Origin of the sequence: Natronococcus jeotgali DSM 18795 (assembly GCF_000337695.1) — an archaeon.
In the GTDB taxonomy this organism is placed as follows: domain Archaea; phylum Halobacteriota; class Halobacteria; order Halobacteriales; family Natrialbaceae; genus Natronococcus; species Natronococcus jeotgali.
Window position 1 is genome coordinate 1 of record NZ_AOIA01000034.1, and the last position, 18,481, is coordinate 18,481.

The following is an 18,481-nucleotide window of genomic DNA, read 5'->3' on the forward strand; positions in this document are numbered from 1 at the left end:
GTCACGATTCCGAGCGCGGTAAACGACGCGATGCTCCCGGTGACGATCGCAACCGGTCGAAACCGGTGGCCGGAACTACCCGCGAGCAGGGGTGGAATCATTGGGAGACAACACGGCGTCAGCGCGGTGAGCACTCCCGCGGCGAAGACCGCGACCAGTCCCGGCGTCTCGAGCATTATCGACTCTATTTTCGGGACTGCTCAAAAGAACGTGACGGATCGGAACGGACGACGCGTCCGTTCGGTTGTCGATCAGCTGTCCGCGTCGTCGACCGACTCGTTCCGGAGCGGCTGGTCGTACCGATCGACGTCGTCCGGAATGTCGTCCTCGCTGAGCTCTTCGGTACCCGTCGGGATACCGGCTAGCTCGAGTTTCTTCCGCATCGGGTTCATGTCGTAGCCGAGTTCTTCCTGAGTCCGATCGTAGTAGACGCCTTCCTCCGGCGGACCGGCAGTCGGGAAGTCCTCTTCTTTGCCCTCGAACTCGGGGCGGTCGTGGCCGTTCATGAAGCCGGCTATGTCCTGGACGTCGCGCCAGTCACTCACGGTGTGGGGCGAGCCGTACGGCATCGCCTCTCGGATGAACGCCGACGACGTGTAGAGGCGGGACATTCCCGCACCGTCGTTGAAGGATTCGGGACCCCATAGCGTCGTGGCGGTGCCCTCGATACCCTGTCCGTCCTCGCCGTGACAGGAGGCACAGTTCTCGAGGTACAGCTCAGCACCGCGGACGGGGTTGATCTCCTCGACCGGAACCTCCTCGTCACCTTCGGCCTTGTTCAGGTGCGACCAGTAGGGCTGGCCCTTCACCGGGACTCCCTCGCTCAGCCACTGCATGTACGCCTCCATGGCCTGCATCTCGCGGCTGTCGTATTCGGGCGTTCCCTCTTCGGAGGCCTGGGAGTTCATGCTGCGGTCGAAACAGCCCATCAGTCGCTGCCGGGTGTCGCGCATCCGGTCGCGCCGAGAGGTCCACTCGGGCAGGTCGGCGGTGGTTCCGACCAGCGGGATCATGTCGATGTCCTGACCGGGCAGTCCCTGGCTCATGCCGAGGTCGCTGCCGCCGTGACAACTGCCACACGACATCTCGACGCCGACGTTCTCGGGAATCTCACCAGTGGTGTTAGCCATGATGTCCCGCCCGTACATGATCATCTCCCGCTCGTTTTCGTTCTCGGGGAGCGTCGAGTTGTTCATCTCCTTGGGCGAGAACTGTATCTCCTCGCCGGCGGTCTCGTTTCGGAACGTCATGTTGTCCTTCGACTCCCCTTCCCGCAGATCACCGTCGAGTACGGTGCGGTCGGGCCACTGTTCCGGAGCCTGTATCGGCTCGCCGCCCTCGACTTCCGTTTCGGGGTCGGTTTCGTTGTCCCCTCCCGGGTCCGACGGAGCCGAACATCCGGCCAAAACCACCAGGAACAGGACCCCGGCTAACAGGATCAGTTTCCTGTTCACGGTGCGGAACACCGTCCATCCAGGCTGTCTCTGTTGATTACAGTAACTGGCATGGGTCACTATGACGGAAACTAATGGTTAAACATTTATGGTTGTGACCACCCACAGGGTGAGTAGATTCGAGAGTATGGCCGGACAAACCGACACACCATCGACAGGTCAGCCCGTCCCGTGACGCCGAAGAAAATCATTACGGTCGCATTACTGGTCACGGCGCTCGGAATCGGCTACTACTCGATGAACGCGGCGCCCGTCTTGAGTGATGAGTCACACACGTATCACGGCGACACGACATGGGGAACGGACGTCGAGGGGGCGATGGAAACCGCAGAATCGGAGGACAAACCGGTTCTCGTCTACTTCTGGACGACGTGGTGTACGTACTGTGAGGATTACAACGACAACGCCTACGTCGACCCGGACGTTCACGACCGTCTTGACGAGTTCGTTCTCCTGGCCGTGAACCTCGACGACGGGAGTCCGGAAGCCAAACAACTCCAGCAGCGGTACAACGCGAACTATCCGCCCCAGCACGCGGCGATCACTCCCGATGGCGAACTGCTGATGGAGATCAACGGCTACGCCGAGACGGACTCCTTTATCGCCTATCTCGAGGAAGCGCTGACGGAGTGGGAGAACCGATGATCGGGACCGCGCTGCTTTCCGGTGCGACGCTTACCGGCCTCGTAGCGACGCTGTTGCTGTTTCGGGGCTATCTCCGTCGAGATGACGCCTACGCGACCGCCGTCGTCCCGCTGATCGGGACGACGGGCGCGCTGCTAGTGGTCGCGCTCGGCTACCTCACCTACCAGTTCGTCGTCACCGACTACACGAACGCCTACGTTTGGAACAACACGGCCAACTACATTCCGCTGCTCTATCGCGTCACTGGCGTTTACGCGGGCAACGAGGGATCGATCCTGCTGTGGGCATCGCTGACCGCCGTCGTCGCCTTCTGGGCGGCTCGCCGTCGCGGTATCGGATCACCGGACGCCAAGCTCGTCCAAGGGCTCACGGTCGGGATCGCAACGTACTTCGCCGCGATGTTGCTCGTCGACAGTCCCTTCACCGACATCGCCGCGGAGTTTCCGGAGATGAACGAGGGGTACGTCCCCCTCGACGGAACGGGGCTCAATCCGCTCCTGATCGATCCGTACATGGCGATCCACCCGCCGATAATGTTCATCGGCTACGCGCTCATGACGATGCCGTTTGCCATCGGCGTCGCACACTTCGTCTCCACGATCCGCGGCGACGGTGGCATCTTCGGCGACTGGATCGGAAGCATCACGCGCTGGCTTCGCGCGTCCTGGCTCTTTCTTACCGCCGCGATCGTGCTCGGGTCGCTGTGGTCGTATCGGGTCCTCGGCTGGGGCGGCATCTGGGCCTGGGACCCCGTCGAGACCGCGGTGTTGATTCCGTGGATCTTCCTCACCGCCACGCTTCACGCCGTGATGAACTATCGGTCGCGTTCGACGTACGCGACGCTCGCCCCCGCGATGACGGCCACGACGCTCGCGCTCGTCGTCTACGCGACGGCGATCGTCAGAAGCGGCGTCTTCCGGAGCGTCCACTCGTTCGCCGACGACGGGATCGGCTTCGCGTTACTCCTCTTGCTCGCGGTCACGACGATCCTGGGTATCGGGCTCCCGCTGGGCTACTGGCTCCTGCGGGAACCGGACGCCTCGAGCGGCGAGTCCGGACCGTGGATCTCCCGGCCGAACCTGTTGCACCTGGCCGTCCTCGGTATCGGACTGCTCGGGTTCGTCTCCGTCTGGGGACTCACGTTCCCGGTGCTCAACACCTACATCACCGGCATGGAGGTCGAGGTCACGGACACCTACTACAATATGTGGAGTTACCCGATCCTGCTCGGCATCCTGCTGACACTGGGGTTCTACATGGATTACGACGTCGAGGGGCGTCGCAGGGCGTTGCTCTCGCTTTCGGCATTCACGGCCGCAACGCTGGTGGCGGCCCTGATCGCGCCGACCGAGGCGTGGATGCTTACGGACACCGGACCGAACGACGCCCTGTTCTACCGGCTGATCGGCGACGCGAGCGTGCTCTCTCTTCTCCCACCGGTCGCGTACGTCACGCTCACCGTCCTCAAGCGCGCGCTCGAGTTGATCCCCGGCTCCCCGAACCGCCACTACCAGTTCAAACAGGTCGGCATCGCGATGATCCACGTCGGATTCGCGATCCTCGTGGTCACCGTCGCGCTCTCGTATCTGTTCACCGCCCAGTCGTCGGTAATCGTCTCCGACGCCCGCCAGGAGGCGGAACTGAACGACGCACCGGTCCACGACGTCCCTGACTCCGCCTACGCCGTCCAGGTGGACGACTACCGCGAGTATCAGCGTCCGGCGGATCCCGACGTTCGCGACGTCGCCCTCTCGGTCGAGGAGGTAACGGCTCGAGGGGAGTCGATCCACGAGACGGCACAGCCCGTGTACGGGACCGTCACCGAGATTAATCAGGGGCCGGAGGCGACGATCGTCCAGCTCGACGACTCGCCGATCTGGCTCGGCGTCGTCGGCGAGGGTCAGGAGTCCGTCGACGTCTCGGAAGGCGACCAGGTCGTCGGGGTCGGCTTCGTCATGTGGGACTACCTGCCGGATATGTCCCGAACCGACGCGGTCGTCGTCGCCGAGCCCGGAAACGTCGGCCCCGTGACGAACCCGCCGGAAGCGGTCGACCAGACGCGCGTCGAGGGGAGCGCCGTCGGCTTGACCGTCTACGAGGGCGGCGACCCCATCGGCAGCGGGAGCGCCGGTCAGGAGCAGTACCGCCAGCAAGGCGACATGGAGGTCAGGGACGTCTTCGTCGACCGCGGACTGGCCCACGACACGTACGTCATCGCGGCGGTCGACGACGGCACCGCCTCGCTGACGATCCGACAGATCCCGCTGATGAATCTCATGCGCGCCAGTACCGTCGTCTTGCTCACCGGAATGCTGGTCGTCCTCCTGTTCGATCCGGCGTACGGGCTCGCTCGCGCGTGGTCGCGTCGTACCGACCAGCCGAATGCCGCCGAAGCCGAAACACCATCCGATGACTGATCTATGACAGACCGACACACTACGCTCGCAGTACTCGTATCGCTCGCTCTCGCGACACTCGTCTCAGTCGCGATCGTTCCCGGGGCCGTCGTCGCCCAGTCTCAAACCCAGTCGGGAACCGTGACCGTCGAGGACGGCTCCGCCGACGGGGCCAACGTCACCGTCGCGCCGCTGAACGGATCGTCACAGCTCGCCGCCGACCCCGTCGAGACGACGGTCGAAAACGGCTCGTTTAGCTACGATCTGATCGAGGGCGCCTCGACGTACTTCGTCCAGCTCGAGCACGGAAACCTGTCGCACTACCAGCTGATCACCGACGGCGAGGAGCCCGCGTTCGTACTGAACGAGACGGCCTCCCGAACGCTCGTCGCCGAGGACGGCCAGCCGGTCTCGAACGCGACGGTCAACGTCACCAGCGAGTTCGGCCCCGATGTCGGCCAGGTGACGACGAACGAGGACGGCTCCGTTACCCTCGACTCACTCCAGCCCGACCGGACCTACGCCCTCGAGATAGAGGCGAACGGGGCTCGCTACCGGGAGCTGATCTCGACCGGAAACGGGACGACCGACGAGACGACCGAACTCGCAGAGCCGACCGGAGATCGAGACGAGTTACGCCTCGGCGGCGGCCAGCCTGCGAACCACGTCATGCAGGTCGGCCCCACCGAGAGCGGGGACGGCCTATTCGTCGTCGAGACCGTCTCGCTCGAGAACGGCGCCGATCGGCCGTTCGTCGGCCCGGTCGACTTCGAGGTGCCGACCGACGCCGAGGTCGTCCTGGGGATGGTCCGGGACGAACGCGCCGACGTCGAAACCGAGAACGGAACGGCGACGGTCAACGCCTCGATCGAGGCCAACGAGACGGCCGAGGTCTCCGTCTTCTACCAGCTCGAGAACCGGGACCTCGAGAAGGCGGTCGGCTACGACGTCGAACAGTTCGCCCTCTCGTTCCAGGAGTACGACCTGAACCAGGTCGAGTCCTCCGAGAACCTCGTCGAGGCGGACGCGCCGATGCCGATGCTGACGAACGCCGACGCGCTCGCGGCGGACGAGCAGATCGCGGTCAGCATCGACGAGGACGGCGGGGCCGTCGCTAGCGACGAACTGGACGACGACTCGCAGGGCGGTGATCTACCGCTCGGCCTGCTGAGCGTCGCTTTCGTCGCGATCGTGGTGGGTGGCCTGGTAGCGTACCGGCGACTGTAACGACCCGACTTTCGAGCGCCGAGCAGCGGCGGGGCCGCGAGTCGATGGGCCGCGACGGCGTCACCCTTCGACCACGTACTCGAACGTTGCCACGCCGGTGAGAAACAGGAGTCCGTCGTAGACGAGCAGGAGCTGGAACCACTGCCACGACAGGTGGCCCTCGGTGAGCATGCGCGTGAGTTCGACGCCCGCGAGCAACACCGGGACGACCAGCGGCACGAGCAGGAGGGGCAACAGAAGTTCGCGAAGCCGTGCCCGAGCGGTGATCGTCGCGATGAGGACGCCGGTCGAGGTGAACCCGAACGCCGCCAGGAGAAAGACCACGAGCAGGACCGGAACCGTTTCCAGCGCGACGCTGAACCCGAGGAAAACGACGGTACAACACAGCGTCACGAACGCGACGCCGGTCGTGAACACGGTGTTGCTCACCACCTTGCCGACGTAGATCGCCGACCGATCGACGGGCACCAACAGAAGCCCGTCGAGTCCCGCGTACTCCACTTCTGTCGCCGCGCTCTGGCTGACGCCGAAGGTCCCCGCGAACACGAACGCGATCCAGAGCGCGCCGCTGCCGACCACCCCCACGTCGGTAAACGATCTGGCGAAACTGAACGCGAAGATGACGACGACCAGGAGCGCGAACACGACTGCCGTGTTGAGCACGTGTTTGGAGCGTAACTCGATGAGGAGATCTTTGCGCGTGACCTCGAGGACGACCCGTCCGTAGCCGGCGATACCGTCGCTCATCGCGAACCAGCCGGGTCGATAGCCCGATCGTACGCCGTCTCGAGCGCGTCCGTGTCCGGCCCATCGATGCGAACGTCGCGCGAAATCACGCCGTCGACGAGGACGAGGGCTCGATCGCAGTCGGCGGCGCCCCGCTGCAGGTCGTGGGTCGCGAGCACGACGGTACGATCATCGAACTGCTCTAAGATCGCCTGCAGATCCGCGGCCGAGCGCTGATCTAGCCCGGCGTAGGGCTCGTCAAGCAACAGGACGGTCGGATCATGAAGTACCGAACGGGCGATGGCGAGTCGCTTCGTCATGCCGTGAGAGAACGTCTCGACGCGCGTTGAGGCGCGTGTCCGGAGGTTCACCTGTCCGAGAACCGCCTCGACGCGATCGGTATCGACGCCGCGCAGGCGGGCGTGGAGCCGCAGGTTCTCGCGGGCGGTGAGCGTCCCGTAGACCATCGGTCGGTGGCCCACGACGCCGAGGGAGCGCCGAACGTCGGTCGCGTCGGGCGTCACCTCGGAGCCGCCGATGCGAATCTGCCCCTCGCTGGGAAAAGACAGCGACGACAGCATCTGCATCAGCGTCGTCTTGCCCGCTCCGTTGGGGCCGAACAGACCGACGTGTTCGCCGGGCTCGACGGCGAAACTCACGTTACGGACGGCAATGGTCGAGCCGAGTCGTTTCGTCACGCCGTCGACGGTGATCGACGCCATCGATCTCAGGCGTGTTCCTCCGGCGGTCCGCCCTCACCCTGTTCCTCGTCGTCGTGAGCCCTGACCGAGACCTCGCTGGCCTGGAGTGTCCCGTCTTCGACGGAGCCTTTCGCGACGACGATCCGGTTCTCGGCCATCGTCTCGGGCATCTCGCCATCGTAGACGACAGGAACAGTCGTGTTATTATCCGTAACGGTAAAGCGAAGCCCCTCGTTCGTCTGCTCGAGTTCGCCCACCTGTCCCTCGAGGTTGACCCACTCGCCGTCGTACCCGCCGCCCTCGACTGAGGTCGGCGTGACGAACTCCGCGGAGGCATTCATAACTGTCATTCCGAGGGCACCCAGCAGTAACGCGACGCCAATACCGACGAAAAGAAGCTTGTTCCTGCGTTTCACACACGAGTATGTGACGGAAGTACAGTTTAATCTTCTGTGTTTCCTTATTGATGCGTTCACTCCGCGTCGCGTGACCGAAACAGTGACTTTCCCCGCTCGATAAACTACGACGTGTCGCTGAGTGGCGTGTCGGCGACGGGTGCCGATCTCCTTCGACTCGTCGCTGTCCCGGTGTTCGCCTGGGCTGCGGTTCGCGACGTCAGGACCCGGCGCGTCTCGAGTACGATCTGGATCCCGCTCGCTCTGTTGGGAGTCGTCCTGCTCGTACTGGACGGCCGGACGGCCTGGCACGCCGGGGCGCCCGTCTGGACCTCCGAGTTTCTCCTCCCGGCAGCGATCAGCCTCGGGTTCGTCGTCCCGTTCGCGTACCTCTGTTGGTGGGTCGGCGGGTTCGGCGCCGCCGACGGGAAGGCGCTGCTGGTGCTCGCGCTGTTGTTTCCGACGGCACCCCAGTACGGGGTCGGATCCTGGGCGGTTCCGGTCGCGACGTCGCCCCTCGGGGCGTTTTCGTTTACGATCCTGACCAATGCCGTCCTCGTCGCGCTCGCGATCCCGTTCGCGCTCGCGGCCCGCAACGCCGCTGCCGGCCGGTTCACGCGACTCATGTTCGTCGGTCGGCCCGTCGACTGGGATCGGGTGCCGACGACCCACGGCAAACTGCTGTCGGCGCCCGACGAGGACGCGGGCGGCGGGCTCGACCTCGACGCCCTGCGGATGTACCTGCGGTGGCGCGGCCTGACGCTGGCGGCGGTTCGCGAGCGAGCCGACCGCGTTCGCGACCCCGCGACGCTTCCCGCGGCGCCGAACCCGCCGACCGACGGCGCCGTCGGCGCTCGACCCCGCACCGACGGCGACGGCGCGCTCGAGGGCACATCGCCCATGTCCTCGCCCGACCTCCGCGAGTACGACGACCCCTGGGGTGCGGAGGCGTTTCTCGAGGATATCGACGGGACGGCGTACGGAACGACGCCGACGGAGCTGCGAGCGGGGCTCGAGGCGCTCGCGACCCGGGATCGGGTCTGGGTCTCGCCGGGAATGCCCTTCCTCGTCCCGCTCGCTCTCGGACTCGTGATCGCGCTTGCCTACGGCGACGTGTTGCTCGGAACCCTACTGTAGGGTTCGTTCGTACGCCGGGACGAGGGCCGTCCAGAACACGACGAACGCCGCGCCGACTCCGACGACCAGCAGCCAGGGCCACTCGGCATCGATCGGGAATCCGCCGAGCAGCAAGGCGAGGGTCCCGACGAGCAACAGGATCGAGACGAGGACGCTCGCGAGTTCGATCGTCGCCGCGACGGGGTTGGCTCGCAGGCGCGCGCCGACGTCGGGAACTGTCATACCCGTGGCTCACGCGGCAGGACCAAAACCCTCACGGCGGCGCTGGCTCGTGCGGACGCCTGTCGGCCAGTTCCGGGGCGACCGCGAACGTCCCGCGGTCGCGTCGGAAAATCGGTACGTCGGCCCCTCTCAGGTCCGTGACTCGATGTCGTCGGCGATCTCGTCGAGTTCGTCGTCCTCGAGCGACGGCGGGTCGCCCGCGACGCCGTGGATCGGGCCGCCGCCGTCGCCCTCGAAGCGGGGGACGATGTGGCAGTGGACGTGCGGTACTTCCTGGCCGGCCGCCTCGCCGTTGTTGAACGCGACCGTCGAGGCGTCGGCGTCGACGGCGTCCTCGACGGCCGGAACGAGTCGATGGATCGTCGCGTAGAGGTCCGTCGCGACGTCCTCGGGGACGTCGTTGAGTCGTTCGTACTCCTCCCTCGGGATCACCAGCGTGTGCCCCGGCGCCAGCGGGTTGGCGTCGAGGAAGGCGACGGTGGTCTCGTCCTCGTAGACGATGCGGGCGGGGATTTCTCCCGCCACGATCTTGCTGAAGATCGTACTCATACGCCAGTGTGTGTCGGCTCGCCGTAAGAAGGTTACCCGCTGCGGGCCGGTCGGGCCTCAGAACCGCAGGTGCGAGGTCGAACTCGGGCCGTCATCGCCGTCGTCCTCGTCCGCCCGGCCCGTCCGACGGAAGGTCACGTCGTCGTCCGTGAGGTACACCTGGCCGTCCTCGACGGCAATCTCGACGTCGACCAGCGTCGTGTCCGCCGCCTCGCCGTTGTCGCAGTACCCCGAGCAGGTCTCGAACATCGAGCCGTGTTTCGGACAGACGATCTCGCCGTCGCGGATCACGGCGCCGATCCCTTCTCGGTGGAGTCGCTGCTCCTCGTGGGTACACCGGTTGACCCACGCCTCGACGGGCTCGCGGTCGTCGTCGCGACACGGAACGAGGATCACCTCCTCGTCGTCGCCGCGTCGATCGCGGACCGTGAACAACCACGACCCCTCCTCGAGAACCGTTTCGACGCTCGTCAGTCGGTGTCGAACCGCCATACCCCCGCTTGGGCTGGGAACGGCTTAGGCGTCCGGGCCGTCCGACGAGCACAACTCCTCGAGGACGGCCCCGATCTCGGCGAGGTACGCGTCGGGTTCGTACCCCATTCGGACGATCCAGACGTCCTGGTAGGAGGGGTGAAGGATCGGAACGAGCCAGGTGTCGAGGCGCTCGCAGCGGACGGGCTCGAGAACCGAATCGATGAACCCCTCGAGTCCCCGTCCCTCGGCCGCCAGCACCGATTTCGTCGCGTGCTTGCCAGTCGCGAGGACGACGTCGGGCTCGAGGGTTTCGACCTCCGTCACCAGGTGGGCCCGACAGGTCGCCCGCTCCTCGTCGGTGGGCTCGCGGTTGCTCGTCGGGTCCTCCTCGCTGGCGGGAAAACACTTCACGGCGTTGGTGTAGTAGGCGTCCTCATCGTGGCCGACTCGCTCGAGCATCCGACGGATGCGTCGGCCCGAGTGCCTGGAGGTGTAGGCCTTGCCCGTCCAGTTACCGCCCTTCCAGCGGTCGGCGTCGGGATTCCCGAGTCCGGGCGCCTCACCGACGACCAGCACGTCGGCGTCGAGCGGTCCCGTGCCCCAGGAGATGCAGTTGCGATCCTCCGCGAGGGCGGGGCAGCGACGGCAGTCGGGCTCGATGACGTTTCTCGAGTCGGGAAACGGCGGTTCGGCGCTCGATCCGGAGTCGTCGTTCGAAACTGGCACGGGAGCGTTCGGGGCTCGAGGGGGATAGGCGAGTCGGATCGTCGCGGGGCTGAAGAAAAGTTTACGTTCACCGAGCGGGTTACGGACGACTAATGGCCTCAGAACTGCTGATCGAATCGTTCTCGTTGCTACTGTACACCCTGGTCGGCGCCCTTCTCACGGCGGGCGGAATCGCCAGCGAGTACGCCAGCGCCCAGCACCTCGGTTCGGGCGAGGCGACGGTCGCGCTCTGGCTCGCCGCCATCGGCGCGATCATGCTGTACGCCGGCGTCTACGGCATCGGCTACCAGAAGCTCCTCGCGTCGATTCGCTCGGCGTAGGTCGGCCCGCTGGCGCACCCGACTCCTCCTCTCGAGGCGGCCGACCGAACGACCGTAGCGGCGCGACCGATCGTCGACATCGATTCCTCTTTACCGTCCCGGCTAGTTACGTCCGGTATGAGCAGGTTCGACGAGGTCGACGACCAGTACGACCCCCACGCCGTAGAGCAGCGGGTCTTCGACTACTGGGACGACGTCGACGCCTACGAACAGACGGTCGAGCACCGATCGGACGGCGAATCCTTCTTCTTCGTCGACGGCCCGCCGTACACGTCGGGGTCGGCCCACATGGGGACGACCTGGAACAAGTCCCTGAAGGACGTCTACCTCCGCTTCCTGCGGATGCAGGGGTACGACGTTACCGACCGTCCGGGCTACGACATGCACGGGCTGCCGATCGAGACCCGCGTCGAGGAACGGCTCGGCTTCGAGAACAAGAAGGACATCGAGGAGTTCGGCGAGGACGAGTTCATCCGGGAGTGCAAGGAGTACGCCGACGAACAGCTCGAGGGCCTCCAGTCCGACTTCCAGGACTTCGGCGTCTGGATGGACTGGGACGACCCCTACCGAACCGTCGAACCCGAGTACATGGAGGCCGCCTGGTGGGGTTTCTCGAAGGCCGCAGAGCGCGGCTTAGTCGAGAAGGGCCACCGATCGATCTCGCAGTGTCCCCGTTGCGAGACCGCGATCGCGAACAACGAGGTCGAGTACGAGGACGTCGCGGATCCCTCGATCTACGTCACGTTCGACCTGAAAGATCGGGAGGGATCGGTCGTCATCTGGACGACGACCCCGTGGACGATCCCGGCGAACACGTTCGTCGCGGTCGACCCGGAGCTGACCTACCAGGGGGTTCGCGCCGAGAAGGACGGCGAAGAGGACGTGCTGTACGTCGCCAAGGAGTGCGTCGAGGGCGTGCTGAAGGAGGGGCGCTACGACGACTACGAGGTCCTCGAGGAGCTCTCGGGCGAGGAGATGATCGGCTGGGAGTACGAGCATCCCCTCGCCGAGGAGGTCCCCGACCACGTCGACGTCGACGACGCCCTCCAGATCTACGACGCCGAGTACGTCGAGGCCGACCGCACCGGGCTCGTCCACTCCGCGCCGGGCCACGGTGAGGAGGACTTCGAGCGCGGCAGCGAACTCGGCCTGCCGATCTTCTGTCCGGTCGGTGGCGACGGCGTCTACACCGAGCAGGCCGGCACGTACGAGGGCCAGTTCGTCAAGGAGGCCGACGAGGAGATCATCGCCGACCTCGAGGACAACGGGGCGATGCTCTCCTCGGGAACGGTCCACCACAGCTACGGCCACTGCTGGCGCTGCGACACGGGGATCGTCCAGATCGTCACCGACCAGTGGTTCATCACGATCACCGACGTCAAAGACGAGCTGCTCGCGAACATCGAGGACAGCGAGTGGCACCCCCAGTGGGCCCGGGACAACCGGTTCCGGGACTTCGTCGAGGAGGCGCCCGACTGGAACGTCTCCCGCCAGCGCTACTGGGGGATCCCGCTGCCCGTCTGGACGCCCGAGGATCGCGACGACGACGAGGAGATGATCGTCATCAGCGACCGCGAGGAGCTCGTCGAGCGCGTCGACCAGGAGATCGAGTACGATTCCGTCGACCTCCACAAGGACACCGTCGACGAGTTGACGATCACCGAGGACGGGAGGACCTACACCCGCGTTCCGGACGTGTTCGACGTCTGGCTCGACTCCTCGGTGGCCTCCTGGGGCACCCTGAACTACCCCGCCGACGACAGCCGGTTCGACGAGCTCTGGCCCGCCGACCTCATCCTCGAGGCCCACGACCAGACGCGGGGCTGGTTCTGGTCCCAGCTCGGGATGGGTACCGCGGCGCTGGGCGAGAGCCCCTACCAGGAAGTGTTGATGCACGGCCACGCGCTGATGCCCGACGGCCGCGCGATGAGCAAGTCCAAGGACATCCTGATCGACCCCCACGAGGCGATCGACCGCCACGGCCGGGACGTGATGCGACTCTTCCTGCTGTCGAACAACCCCCAGGGCGACGACATGCGCTTCTCCTGGGACGGCATGCAGACGATGGAGGACAACCTCCGGACGCTGTGGAACGTCTTCCGGTTCCCGCTGCCGTACATGCGGTTGGACGAGTTCGATCCCCGGGAGACGGACCTCGAGGATGTAGACCAGGACCTCGAGCTGATCGACGAGTGGGTGCTGGCCCGGCTGCAGTCGACGAAAGCCGAGATGACCGACCACTTCGAGAACTACCGCCAGGACAAGGCCCTCGAGGCGCTCCTCGAGTTCGTCGTCGAGGACGTCTCCCGTTTCTACGTCCAGGCGGTCCGCGAACGGATGTGGGAGGAAGCGGACAGCGCCTCCAAGGAGGCGGCCTACGCGACGATCTACCGGGTCCTGCGGGAGACGGTCGCGCTGCTCGCGCCCTACGCGCCGTTCGTCAGCGACGAGATCTACGGCACCCTCACGGGCGAGGCCGAACACGACACCGTCCACATGTGCGACTGGCCCGCCCTCGAGGAGTACTGGGTCGACGACCAGCTCGAGGAGGACGTCGCCTTCCTCCGGGCGATCGAGGAGGCCGGCGCCAACGCCCGCCAGCAGGCCGGCCGCAAGCTGCGCTGGCCCGTCCCGCGGGTCGTCGTCGCCGCCGACGACGAGCGCGTCGCCGACGCGGTCGAGCGCCACGCCGACCTGCTCGCCGAGCGACTCAACGCCCGCGAGATCGAACTCGTCTCGGCCGAGAACCGCTGGGAGGAGCTTCGGTACAGCGCCGAGGCGGACATGAGCGAACTCGGTCCGGCCTTCGGCGACCGCGCCGGGCAGGTCATGAACGCGCTCAACGAGGCCCGCATCGACGACCCGGACCTCGAGGCCCTCGAGGACGCCGTCGCGGACGTACTCGAGGACGGCGAATCGATCGAGGAGTCGATGGTCACCTTCGTCACCGAGACCCCCGACGACATCGCCGGGACCGCCTTCTCGCTCGACGGCGACGACCGCGGGGTCGCCTACGTCGACGCCTCGCTGACCGACGACATCGAGAGCGAGGGGTACGCCCGCGAGGTCATTCGCCGGGTCCAGGAGATGCGCAAGGAGCTAGATCTGGACGTCGAGGAACGGATCGTCCTCGATCTCGAGATCGACGACGACCGCGTGGCCTCGCTGGTCGAGGAGCGCGAGGACCTGATCCGCGAGGAGGTCCGGGCCGACGAACTCCGAACCGTCGAGGACGGTCACCGCAAGGAGTGGGACGTCGACGGGGTCGCGATGGAGATCGCCGTCGAACCGGTTGCGGCGGCGGAAGCCTCGGACTGATCGGCGTCGGAGCACCGGTGTGAGAGGATAGCTACACCGCGTTTTTTGCGTCCGCGCTCGTCGTCGAAGCCGTTCGAGAAACGCTACAGCTCGGCCGCGATCGACGGCGCGACCGAGACCGCGCTGTACTGGCGCTCGATCGTGTCGGTGCCGTAGATCGCGTCGACGCCGGCCCTCGAGAGCTTCGTGACGGCGTCGCGGGCCAGCAGCGGGTGGACGCAGGTGACGAACACCCGGCCAACCCCCCGCTCGCCGAGGACGCCGACGGCCTCGCTCATCGTCGACCCCGTCGCGATGATGTCGTCGGTGACGACGACGTCCCGATCGGTCACGGCGACGTCGCTCGGGGAGATTTCGACCTCGGTACCCGAGAGTCGGGTCTTCTCGAAGTAGTCCGTCGCACCCGTTCCGTAGGCGTCCCGAACCGTCTCGGCGAGTTCGATCGCGCCCGCGTCGGGCGAGAGGAAGACGGGATCCTCGAGATCGGTCGGGAGCGGTTCGGCCAGCCGGTCGGCGGCGTCGACGGCCGTCGCGGTCGGCTCGAAGAACTCGCAGATCGACTCCTCGTGGGGGGTGACGGTGAGCACGCGATCCGTTCCGGTCGAGACGGCGCGGGCGACCGCCCGCGCGGAGATCGGGTGGCCCGCCTCGAAGGCCTTGTCCTGACGGCCGTAGCCCATGTACGGCAGGACGGTCACGACCTCGTCGGCGCCGGCCTCCCGGGCGGCGTCCTGAAGCTGGAGCACCTCGAGGTGGGCGTCGCTCGAGGTCGTCGAGGCGACCACGATCGCCCGTTCGACGTTGCGGTCGGCGACCTCGGGGGCGGCCGCGAGCAGTTCGCCGTCGGGGAAGCGGTCGTACTCGACGGCGGCGAGCGGTTCCTCGAGTTCGCGGGCGAGTGCCGCGCCGAGGGACTGGGAAGTGGATCCGCTGACGATCATACGTGTCGCCACAGCGCGGCGGGTAAACCCGTTTTCGTTCTCCGCGTCGCGTTCCGGCGGACCCCGGGGACTACGGGCGGGTCAGCCGTCGCTCGCCGCCGACGGTATCCAGCGCTGGGCCCGCACCGTCTCGAGGTCCGCGAGACCGCGCGGGCAACGGCCGGAGCCGGGACGGTCGACTGGCTGGCTGTTGCTCGCGCTGGCGGCGTTCGTCGCACTGAGAACGGTCTCGAGGGGCCGAAAACGGAGCGATCTGTCGCCGCCTAGTCCACGAACTCGATCGCGTCCCCGAGCTCGAGCGGGACCGACCCCTTCCGGTAGCCCTCGACGCGGCCGTCCGGGCGGGCGCGGTAGACGACCGCGGGGCGGTGTCGCAGGTCGGGTCGTTCGCCCCGCACTGCGGCCCAGGCGTCCTCGCGAAAGCTCGAGCAGTCGACGAACAACACGGCGCCGCCGCCGTGTTCGGCGAGCTGGCCGTCGGTTTTGGTCTCGGCGGTGTCGCGTACGGCGGCGACGGGGCCGGCTGCGACCCGGTTGCCCGGCGGCTGGGGACGGGTCACCTCGACGAGGCGGTTCGTCCCCTCGTCTTCCGCCCGGTAATCCAGCGAGTGACCGGTCGTCACCTCGATCTCGGGGGTGACCTCGTAACCCGCGTCGGTGAGGATCTTCGCGGCGACGAACTCGCCCATCGCGGCGCTCATCCGGACGCGGTCGACGTGGTCGCTGGTGCCGAGCTTGCCCGCCATGACGTGGCGGTACTCGTCCAGGACGCCGGTTTCGAGAAACTCCTCGAAGAACTGCGTCGACTCGCGGCGGCCGGCGTCGGGAAAGCCCGCGGCGTGTTCGCGGAAAAAGGCCCGCGTCGACTCGCGGCCGTCCTTGGACATGAAGACGGGCAGGAAGAACCACGAGAGGTACGGGTAGTCCTCGAGCCAGGGGTCGACCTCGTGAAGCGTCGCGAGCAGCTCCCGCTGGCTCCACCGGGCGACGTGGTAGGGAACGTTCTGCCAGCCGAACTTGTCGGTCTTCCACAGCGCCGAAGGTGTCTCGGTGTTGCCCATCCAGTAGGCTTCCTCGCCGTTGCGGGCGAAGAGCGCGAGGTCGCCGTTTTGCATCTCGAAACGGTGCGTTTCCCAGTCTGCGCCGATATCGAATCGCGGGGCGACGGCTCGAGCGCCGATGTTCGAGCGAAGCGGCCCCAGTATCTCCTGTCGGACTCGTTGCTCGCTCCAGCGCGCGGGCGAGTAACGAAAGCGAAGCGGCCGTGCCACGCCAGTAGGTTGTGCCCGGGGGGGTATATACTGTTCGCTGACGGGACGGCCGGGGTGTGACCACCGTTACATTGATAAGCGTCAGCTCCCTACAATGTGTGTACTTACCATGTCAATGGGTGCCTATGACGAGGACGAACACGAGCGGCGCGAGGCGCAGGCCTCGCGGGTGGACGCGGATTTCGACGACGAGCGGACGATCTACCACGGCAAGGTCGAGTACGACGCCGGCGAATCTGCCGAGGAGCTGCTGAACAAGTTCGAGGAGATCAAGTCCGATTAAGGGGTCGTCCCGCCGGGTTCTTTCTGGGACCGTCGCTGGAGCAGTACCGACAGCGTCGTGACCGCGATCACCGCGACCACGTGGCCGACCAGCGCGGCGATCAGGATCGGGTGGTCGGTCACGAACGGGACGAGCAGCAGCTGCACGGCTGCGAACGCCGCGTTGAGTCCGTCGGTTCGGGCGTACTCCCGGGTCGCCTCGGGCTCGAACTCGTAGACGATCGACCGCCAGAGTCCGGCGACGGTCGCCCACCAGCAGGTGCCGATCCGGTAGACGACGTCCCAGAGGATCAACAGGAGCAGGGCGACCGCGAGCGCCGGGGGCTCGGGGCCGAGGATCTCCGTCAGCAACGGTACGTCGCTGGTCCGGGGATCAGTGACGAACAGGTACGTGACCAGGAGGACGAACGCCGTCACCCCGAGGACGACCTCGATGCTCGAGCCGAACAGCACGCGCCGATACCCGTCGGGCGAGCGAAGCGCCCGAACCGAGCGGCTATACCGGAGCATGAGCCAGCTGCCGACCGCCGCGACGAGGACGGCGACGGTTCCCGGAACGACCGCCTCCCACAGCCCGTAGGCAGCTGCAACCGCGAGCAGCGCCGCTTCGAAGACCGCGAACTGGATCCCGATGGCGAGCCGGTCGGAGAGATCGAATCCCGGCAGCGCGCCGACGATGCTCTCGTAGACCCACGTCTCGCCGTACTCCGGGGTGCGGGTCATTCCTCGAGCGGGCGCCCCTCGTCGGGCAGTCCGCTCTCGAGGGTGTCCCCGTCGAGGGTTATCTCCTCGGCGAGCGCGCTGCGGACGGCATCCTCGAACGGCGTCGGATCGACGCCGACGAGCTCCCGCAGACGGTCGTCCTCGACGACCACCGGGTTGACCATCCCCTCGATCAGCCGGTGGGCGACCTGCGGGTCGACGTCGGTGACGAGATCGACCCAGTACGCCGACAGCGTCGGCGTCAGCACCGGAACCGGGACGATCACCGGCTCCCATCCCCTCGTGATCCGCGCGGTCGTTCGAAGCATCTCGCCGTAGGTGAGCACGTCCGGACCGCCGATCTCGTAGGTTTCTCCCGCGGTCTCGGGACGCTCGAGGACCGCGAGCAGGTACGCGATCACGTCGTCGATGGCGATCGGCTGACACTCGACGCGAACCCACTGCGGGGTCACCATCACCGGGAGCCGTTTCGCGAGCTGGCGGACGATCCGGAAGCTCGCGCTCTCGGCGCCGATGATGATCGCCGCCCGGAGCACCGTCACCTCGGCGCTGCCGGTCTGCAGCTCGGATTCGACGAGCCGGCGCGAGGCCAGGTGCTCCGAAAGCTGCTCGTCCTCGTCGCCCAATCCGCTGAGGTAGACGATCCGCTCGAGACCGGCGTCGGTCGCCGCTCGCTCGAAGTTCCGCGCGGCGCGGCGATCCTGCGAGATCAGGTCCTCGTCGCCGCCCCCCATCGTGTGGATCAGGTAGTAGGCGACGTCGATCCCCTCGAGGGCGTGCTCGAAGCTGCCCTCCTCGAGGACGTCGCCCTCCGCGACGGCGATCCCGTCGTCGGGCGGGTCGTAGTCCTCGGCGTCCCGAACGAGCACCGTCACGTCGTGGTCGGTCAGCGCGCACAGCCCGGCGACGAGGCGGCTCCCGACGAAACCGGTCGCACCGGTCACGAGCACGTTCATACCGGTGTGACGGACGCT

Annotated in this window: 19 protein-coding genes; 7 read left to right on the forward strand and 12 right to left on the reverse strand. The window is 66.6% G+C overall.

Going from position 1 to position 18,481, the window contains the following annotated elements; translation table 11 throughout:
- Positions 1–251: 251 nt before the first annotated feature.
- Entirely contained in the window at positions 252–1,454 is a 1,203-nt protein-coding gene (locus tag C492_RS05620; protein WP_193364842.1) for a c-type cytochrome, read from the reverse strand.
- Positions 1,455–1,625: 171 nt separating this feature from the next.
- On the opposite strand from C492_RS05620, the gene C492_RS05625 reads away from it, so the two are divergent.
- From C492_RS05625 to C492_RS05635, 3 genes are read left to right on the forward strand one after another with little or no spacing between them, the layout of a single operon-like run.
- Positions 1,626–2,099, forward strand: a complete 474-nt coding sequence (locus C492_RS05625; protein ID WP_008421317.1) for a thioredoxin family protein — start codon at positions 1,626–1,628, stop codon at positions 2,097–2,099.
- Positions 2,096–4,516, forward strand: a complete 2,421-nt coding sequence (gene ccsA, locus C492_RS05630; RefSeq protein WP_049892770.1) for a cytochrome c biogenesis protein CcsA — start codon at positions 2,096–2,098, stop codon at positions 4,514–4,516. The genes C492_RS05625 and ccsA overlap by 4 nt, the downstream gene beginning before the upstream one ends.
- A 3-nt stretch (positions 4,517–4,519) precedes the next feature.
- Complete coding sequence (locus C492_RS05635; protein ID WP_008421321.1) at positions 4,520–5,722, forward strand: carboxypeptidase-like regulatory domain-containing protein; 1,203 nt, start codon at positions 4,520–4,522, stop codon at positions 5,720–5,722.
- Positions 5,723–5,782: 60 nt separating this feature from the next.
- Here C492_RS05635 and C492_RS05640 read toward each other — a convergent pair whose 3' ends face one another.
- The 3 genes from C492_RS05640 to C492_RS05650 are packed head-to-tail and all read right to left on the reverse strand — an operon-like array spanning position 5,783 to position 7,490.
- The gene (locus tag C492_RS05640; protein WP_008421322.1) at positions 5,783–6,469 is read right to left on the reverse strand and encodes a heme exporter protein CcmB; all 687 of its coding nucleotides are present in this window, start codon (positions 6,467–6,469) and stop codon (positions 5,783–5,785) included.
- Complete coding sequence (locus C492_RS05645; RefSeq protein ID WP_008421324.1) at positions 6,466–7,170, reverse strand: ABC transporter ATP-binding protein; 705 nt, start codon at positions 7,168–7,170, stop codon at positions 6,466–6,468. Before C492_RS05645 ends, C492_RS05640 begins: the two co-directional genes overlap by 4 nt.
- 5 nt (positions 7,171–7,175) lie before the next feature.
- On the reverse strand, positions 7,176–7,490 hold the full coding sequence (locus C492_RS05650) for a cytochrome c maturation protein CcmE domain-containing protein (protein WP_008421326.1): 315 nt from the start codon (positions 7,488–7,490) through the stop codon (positions 7,176–7,178).
- Positions 7,491–7,676: 186 nt separating this feature from the next.
- Here C492_RS05650 and C492_RS05655 point away from each other — a divergent pair, with 186 nt between their 5' ends.
- A complete protein-coding gene (locus C492_RS05655; RefSeq protein WP_008421327.1) occupies positions 7,677–8,681 on the forward strand; it encodes an A24 family peptidase C-terminal domain-containing protein in 1,005 nt (334 codons plus the stop codon).
- On the opposite strand, the gene C492_RS05660 is transcribed toward C492_RS05655, so the two are convergent.
- From C492_RS05660 to C492_RS05675, 4 genes are all read right to left on the reverse strand, one after another.
- Entirely contained in the window at positions 8,673–8,903 is a 231-nt protein-coding gene (locus tag C492_RS05660) for a hypothetical protein (RefSeq protein WP_008421328.1), read from the reverse strand. The two genes, C492_RS05655 and C492_RS05660, sit on opposite strands and share 9 nt — an antisense overlap.
- A gap of 129 nt (positions 8,904–9,032) precedes the next feature.
- Positions 9,033–9,452 carry an HIT family protein gene (locus tag C492_RS05665; protein ID WP_008421329.1) on the reverse strand — a complete coding sequence of 140 codons (420 nt, stop codon included), beginning with the start codon at positions 9,450–9,452 and terminating at the stop codon, positions 9,033–9,035.
- A gap of 57 nt (positions 9,453–9,509) precedes the next feature.
- The gene (locus tag C492_RS05670; RefSeq protein WP_008421330.1) at positions 9,510–9,944 is read right to left on the reverse strand and encodes a Rieske (2Fe-2S) protein; all 435 of its coding nucleotides are present in this window, start codon (positions 9,942–9,944) and stop codon (positions 9,510–9,512) included.
- Between the two features lie 24 nt (positions 9,945–9,968).
- Entirely contained in the window at positions 9,969–10,652 is a 684-nt protein-coding gene (locus tag C492_RS05675) for a uracil-DNA glycosylase (protein WP_008421331.1), read from the reverse strand.
- Positions 10,653–10,744: 92 nt separating this feature from the next.
- On the opposite strand from C492_RS05675, the gene C492_RS05680 reads away from it, so the two are divergent.
- The gene (locus C492_RS05680; protein WP_008421332.1) at positions 10,745–10,972 is read left to right on the forward strand and encodes a hypothetical protein; all 228 of its coding nucleotides are present in this window, start codon (positions 10,745–10,747) and stop codon (positions 10,970–10,972) included.
- Between the two features lie 117 nt (positions 10,973–11,089).
- Positions 11,090–14,290 carry an isoleucine--tRNA ligase gene (ileS, locus tag C492_RS05685; RefSeq protein ID WP_008421333.1) on the forward strand — a complete coding sequence of 1,067 codons (3,201 nt, stop codon included), beginning with the start codon at positions 11,090–11,092 and terminating at the stop codon, positions 14,288–14,290.
- 83 nt (positions 14,291–14,373) lie between these two features.
- Here ileS and C492_RS05690 read toward each other — a convergent pair whose 3' ends face one another.
- On the reverse strand, positions 14,374–15,231 hold the full coding sequence (locus C492_RS05690) for a ribose-phosphate diphosphokinase (protein ID WP_008421334.1): 858 nt from the start codon (positions 15,229–15,231) through the stop codon (positions 14,374–14,376).
- 263 nt (positions 15,232–15,494) lie between these two features.
- Positions 15,495–16,502 carry a DUF5784 family protein gene (locus C492_RS05695; protein WP_008421335.1) on the reverse strand — a complete coding sequence of 336 codons (1,008 nt, stop codon included), beginning with the start codon at positions 16,500–16,502 and terminating at the stop codon, positions 15,495–15,497.
- A 109-nt stretch (positions 16,503–16,611) separates the two neighbouring features.
- Between C492_RS05695 and C492_RS24465 the strand changes: the two genes are divergently transcribed.
- Positions 16,612–16,785: a DUF5786 family protein gene (locus tag C492_RS24465; RefSeq protein ID WP_008421336.1), complete on the forward strand. Its 174-nt coding sequence runs from the start codon at positions 16,612–16,614 to the stop codon at positions 16,783–16,785.
- Here the strand turns inward: C492_RS24465 and C492_RS05700 are convergent.
- Together C492_RS05700 and C492_RS05705 are read right to left on the reverse strand one after the other, a co-directional pair.
- Entirely contained in the window at positions 16,782–17,507 is a 726-nt protein-coding gene (locus tag C492_RS05700; protein ID WP_008421338.1) for a DUF7530 family protein, read from the reverse strand. The two genes, C492_RS24465 and C492_RS05700, sit on opposite strands and share 4 nt — an antisense overlap.
- Positions 17,504–18,463, reverse strand: a complete 960-nt coding sequence (locus C492_RS05705; RefSeq protein ID WP_008421339.1) for an NAD(P)H-binding protein — start codon at positions 18,461–18,463, stop codon at positions 17,504–17,506. Before C492_RS05705 ends, C492_RS05700 begins: the two co-directional genes overlap by 4 nt.
- Positions 18,464–18,481 lie beyond the last annotated feature (18 nt).

Coding starts and splice junctions, on each gene's coding strand:
- C492_RS05650 (WP_008421326.1), bottom strand. CDS start 7,490: ATGAATGCCTCCGCGGAGTTCGTCACGCCGACCTCAGTCGAGGGCGGC.
- C492_RS05705 (WP_008421339.1), bottom strand. CDS start 18,463: ATGAACGTGCTCGTGACCGGTGCGACCGGTTTCGTCGGGAGCCGCCTC.
- C492_RS05660 (WP_008421328.1), bottom strand. CDS start 8,903: ATGACAGTTCCCGACGTCGGCGCGCGCCTGCGAGCCAACCCCGTCGCG.
- C492_RS05645 (WP_008421324.1), bottom strand. CDS start 7,170: ATGGCGTCGATCACCGTCGACGGCGTGACGAAACGACTCGGCTCGACC.
- ileS (WP_008421333.1), top strand. CDS start 11,090: ATGAGCAGGTTCGACGAGGTCGACGACCAGTACGACCCCCACGCCGTA.
- C492_RS05690 (WP_008421334.1), bottom strand. CDS start 15,231: ATGATCGTCAGCGGATCCACTTCCCAGTCCCTCGGCGCGGCACTCGCC.
- C492_RS05700 (WP_008421338.1), bottom strand. CDS start 17,507: ATGACCCGCACCCCGGAGTACGGCGAGACGTGGGTCTACGAGAGCATC.
- C492_RS05670 (WP_008421330.1), bottom strand. CDS start 9,944: ATGGCGGTTCGACACCGACTGACGAGCGTCGAAACGGTTCTCGAGGAG.
- ccsA (WP_049892770.1), top strand. CDS start 2,096: ATGATCGGGACCGCGCTGCTTTCCGGTGCGACGCTTACCGGCCTCGTA.
- C492_RS05665 (WP_008421329.1), bottom strand. CDS start 9,452: ATGAGTACGATCTTCAGCAAGATCGTGGCGGGAGAAATCCCCGCCCGC.
- C492_RS05635 (WP_008421321.1), top strand. CDS start 4,520: ATGACAGACCGACACACTACGCTCGCAGTACTCGTATCGCTCGCTCTC.
- C492_RS24465 (WP_008421336.1), top strand. CDS start 16,612: ATGTCAATGGGTGCCTATGACGAGGACGAACACGAGCGGCGCGAGGCG.
- C492_RS05640 (WP_008421322.1), bottom strand. CDS start 6,469: ATGAGCGACGGTATCGCCGGCTACGGACGGGTCGTCCTCGAGGTCACG.
- C492_RS05680 (WP_008421332.1), top strand. CDS start 10,745: ATGGCCTCAGAACTGCTGATCGAATCGTTCTCGTTGCTACTGTACACC.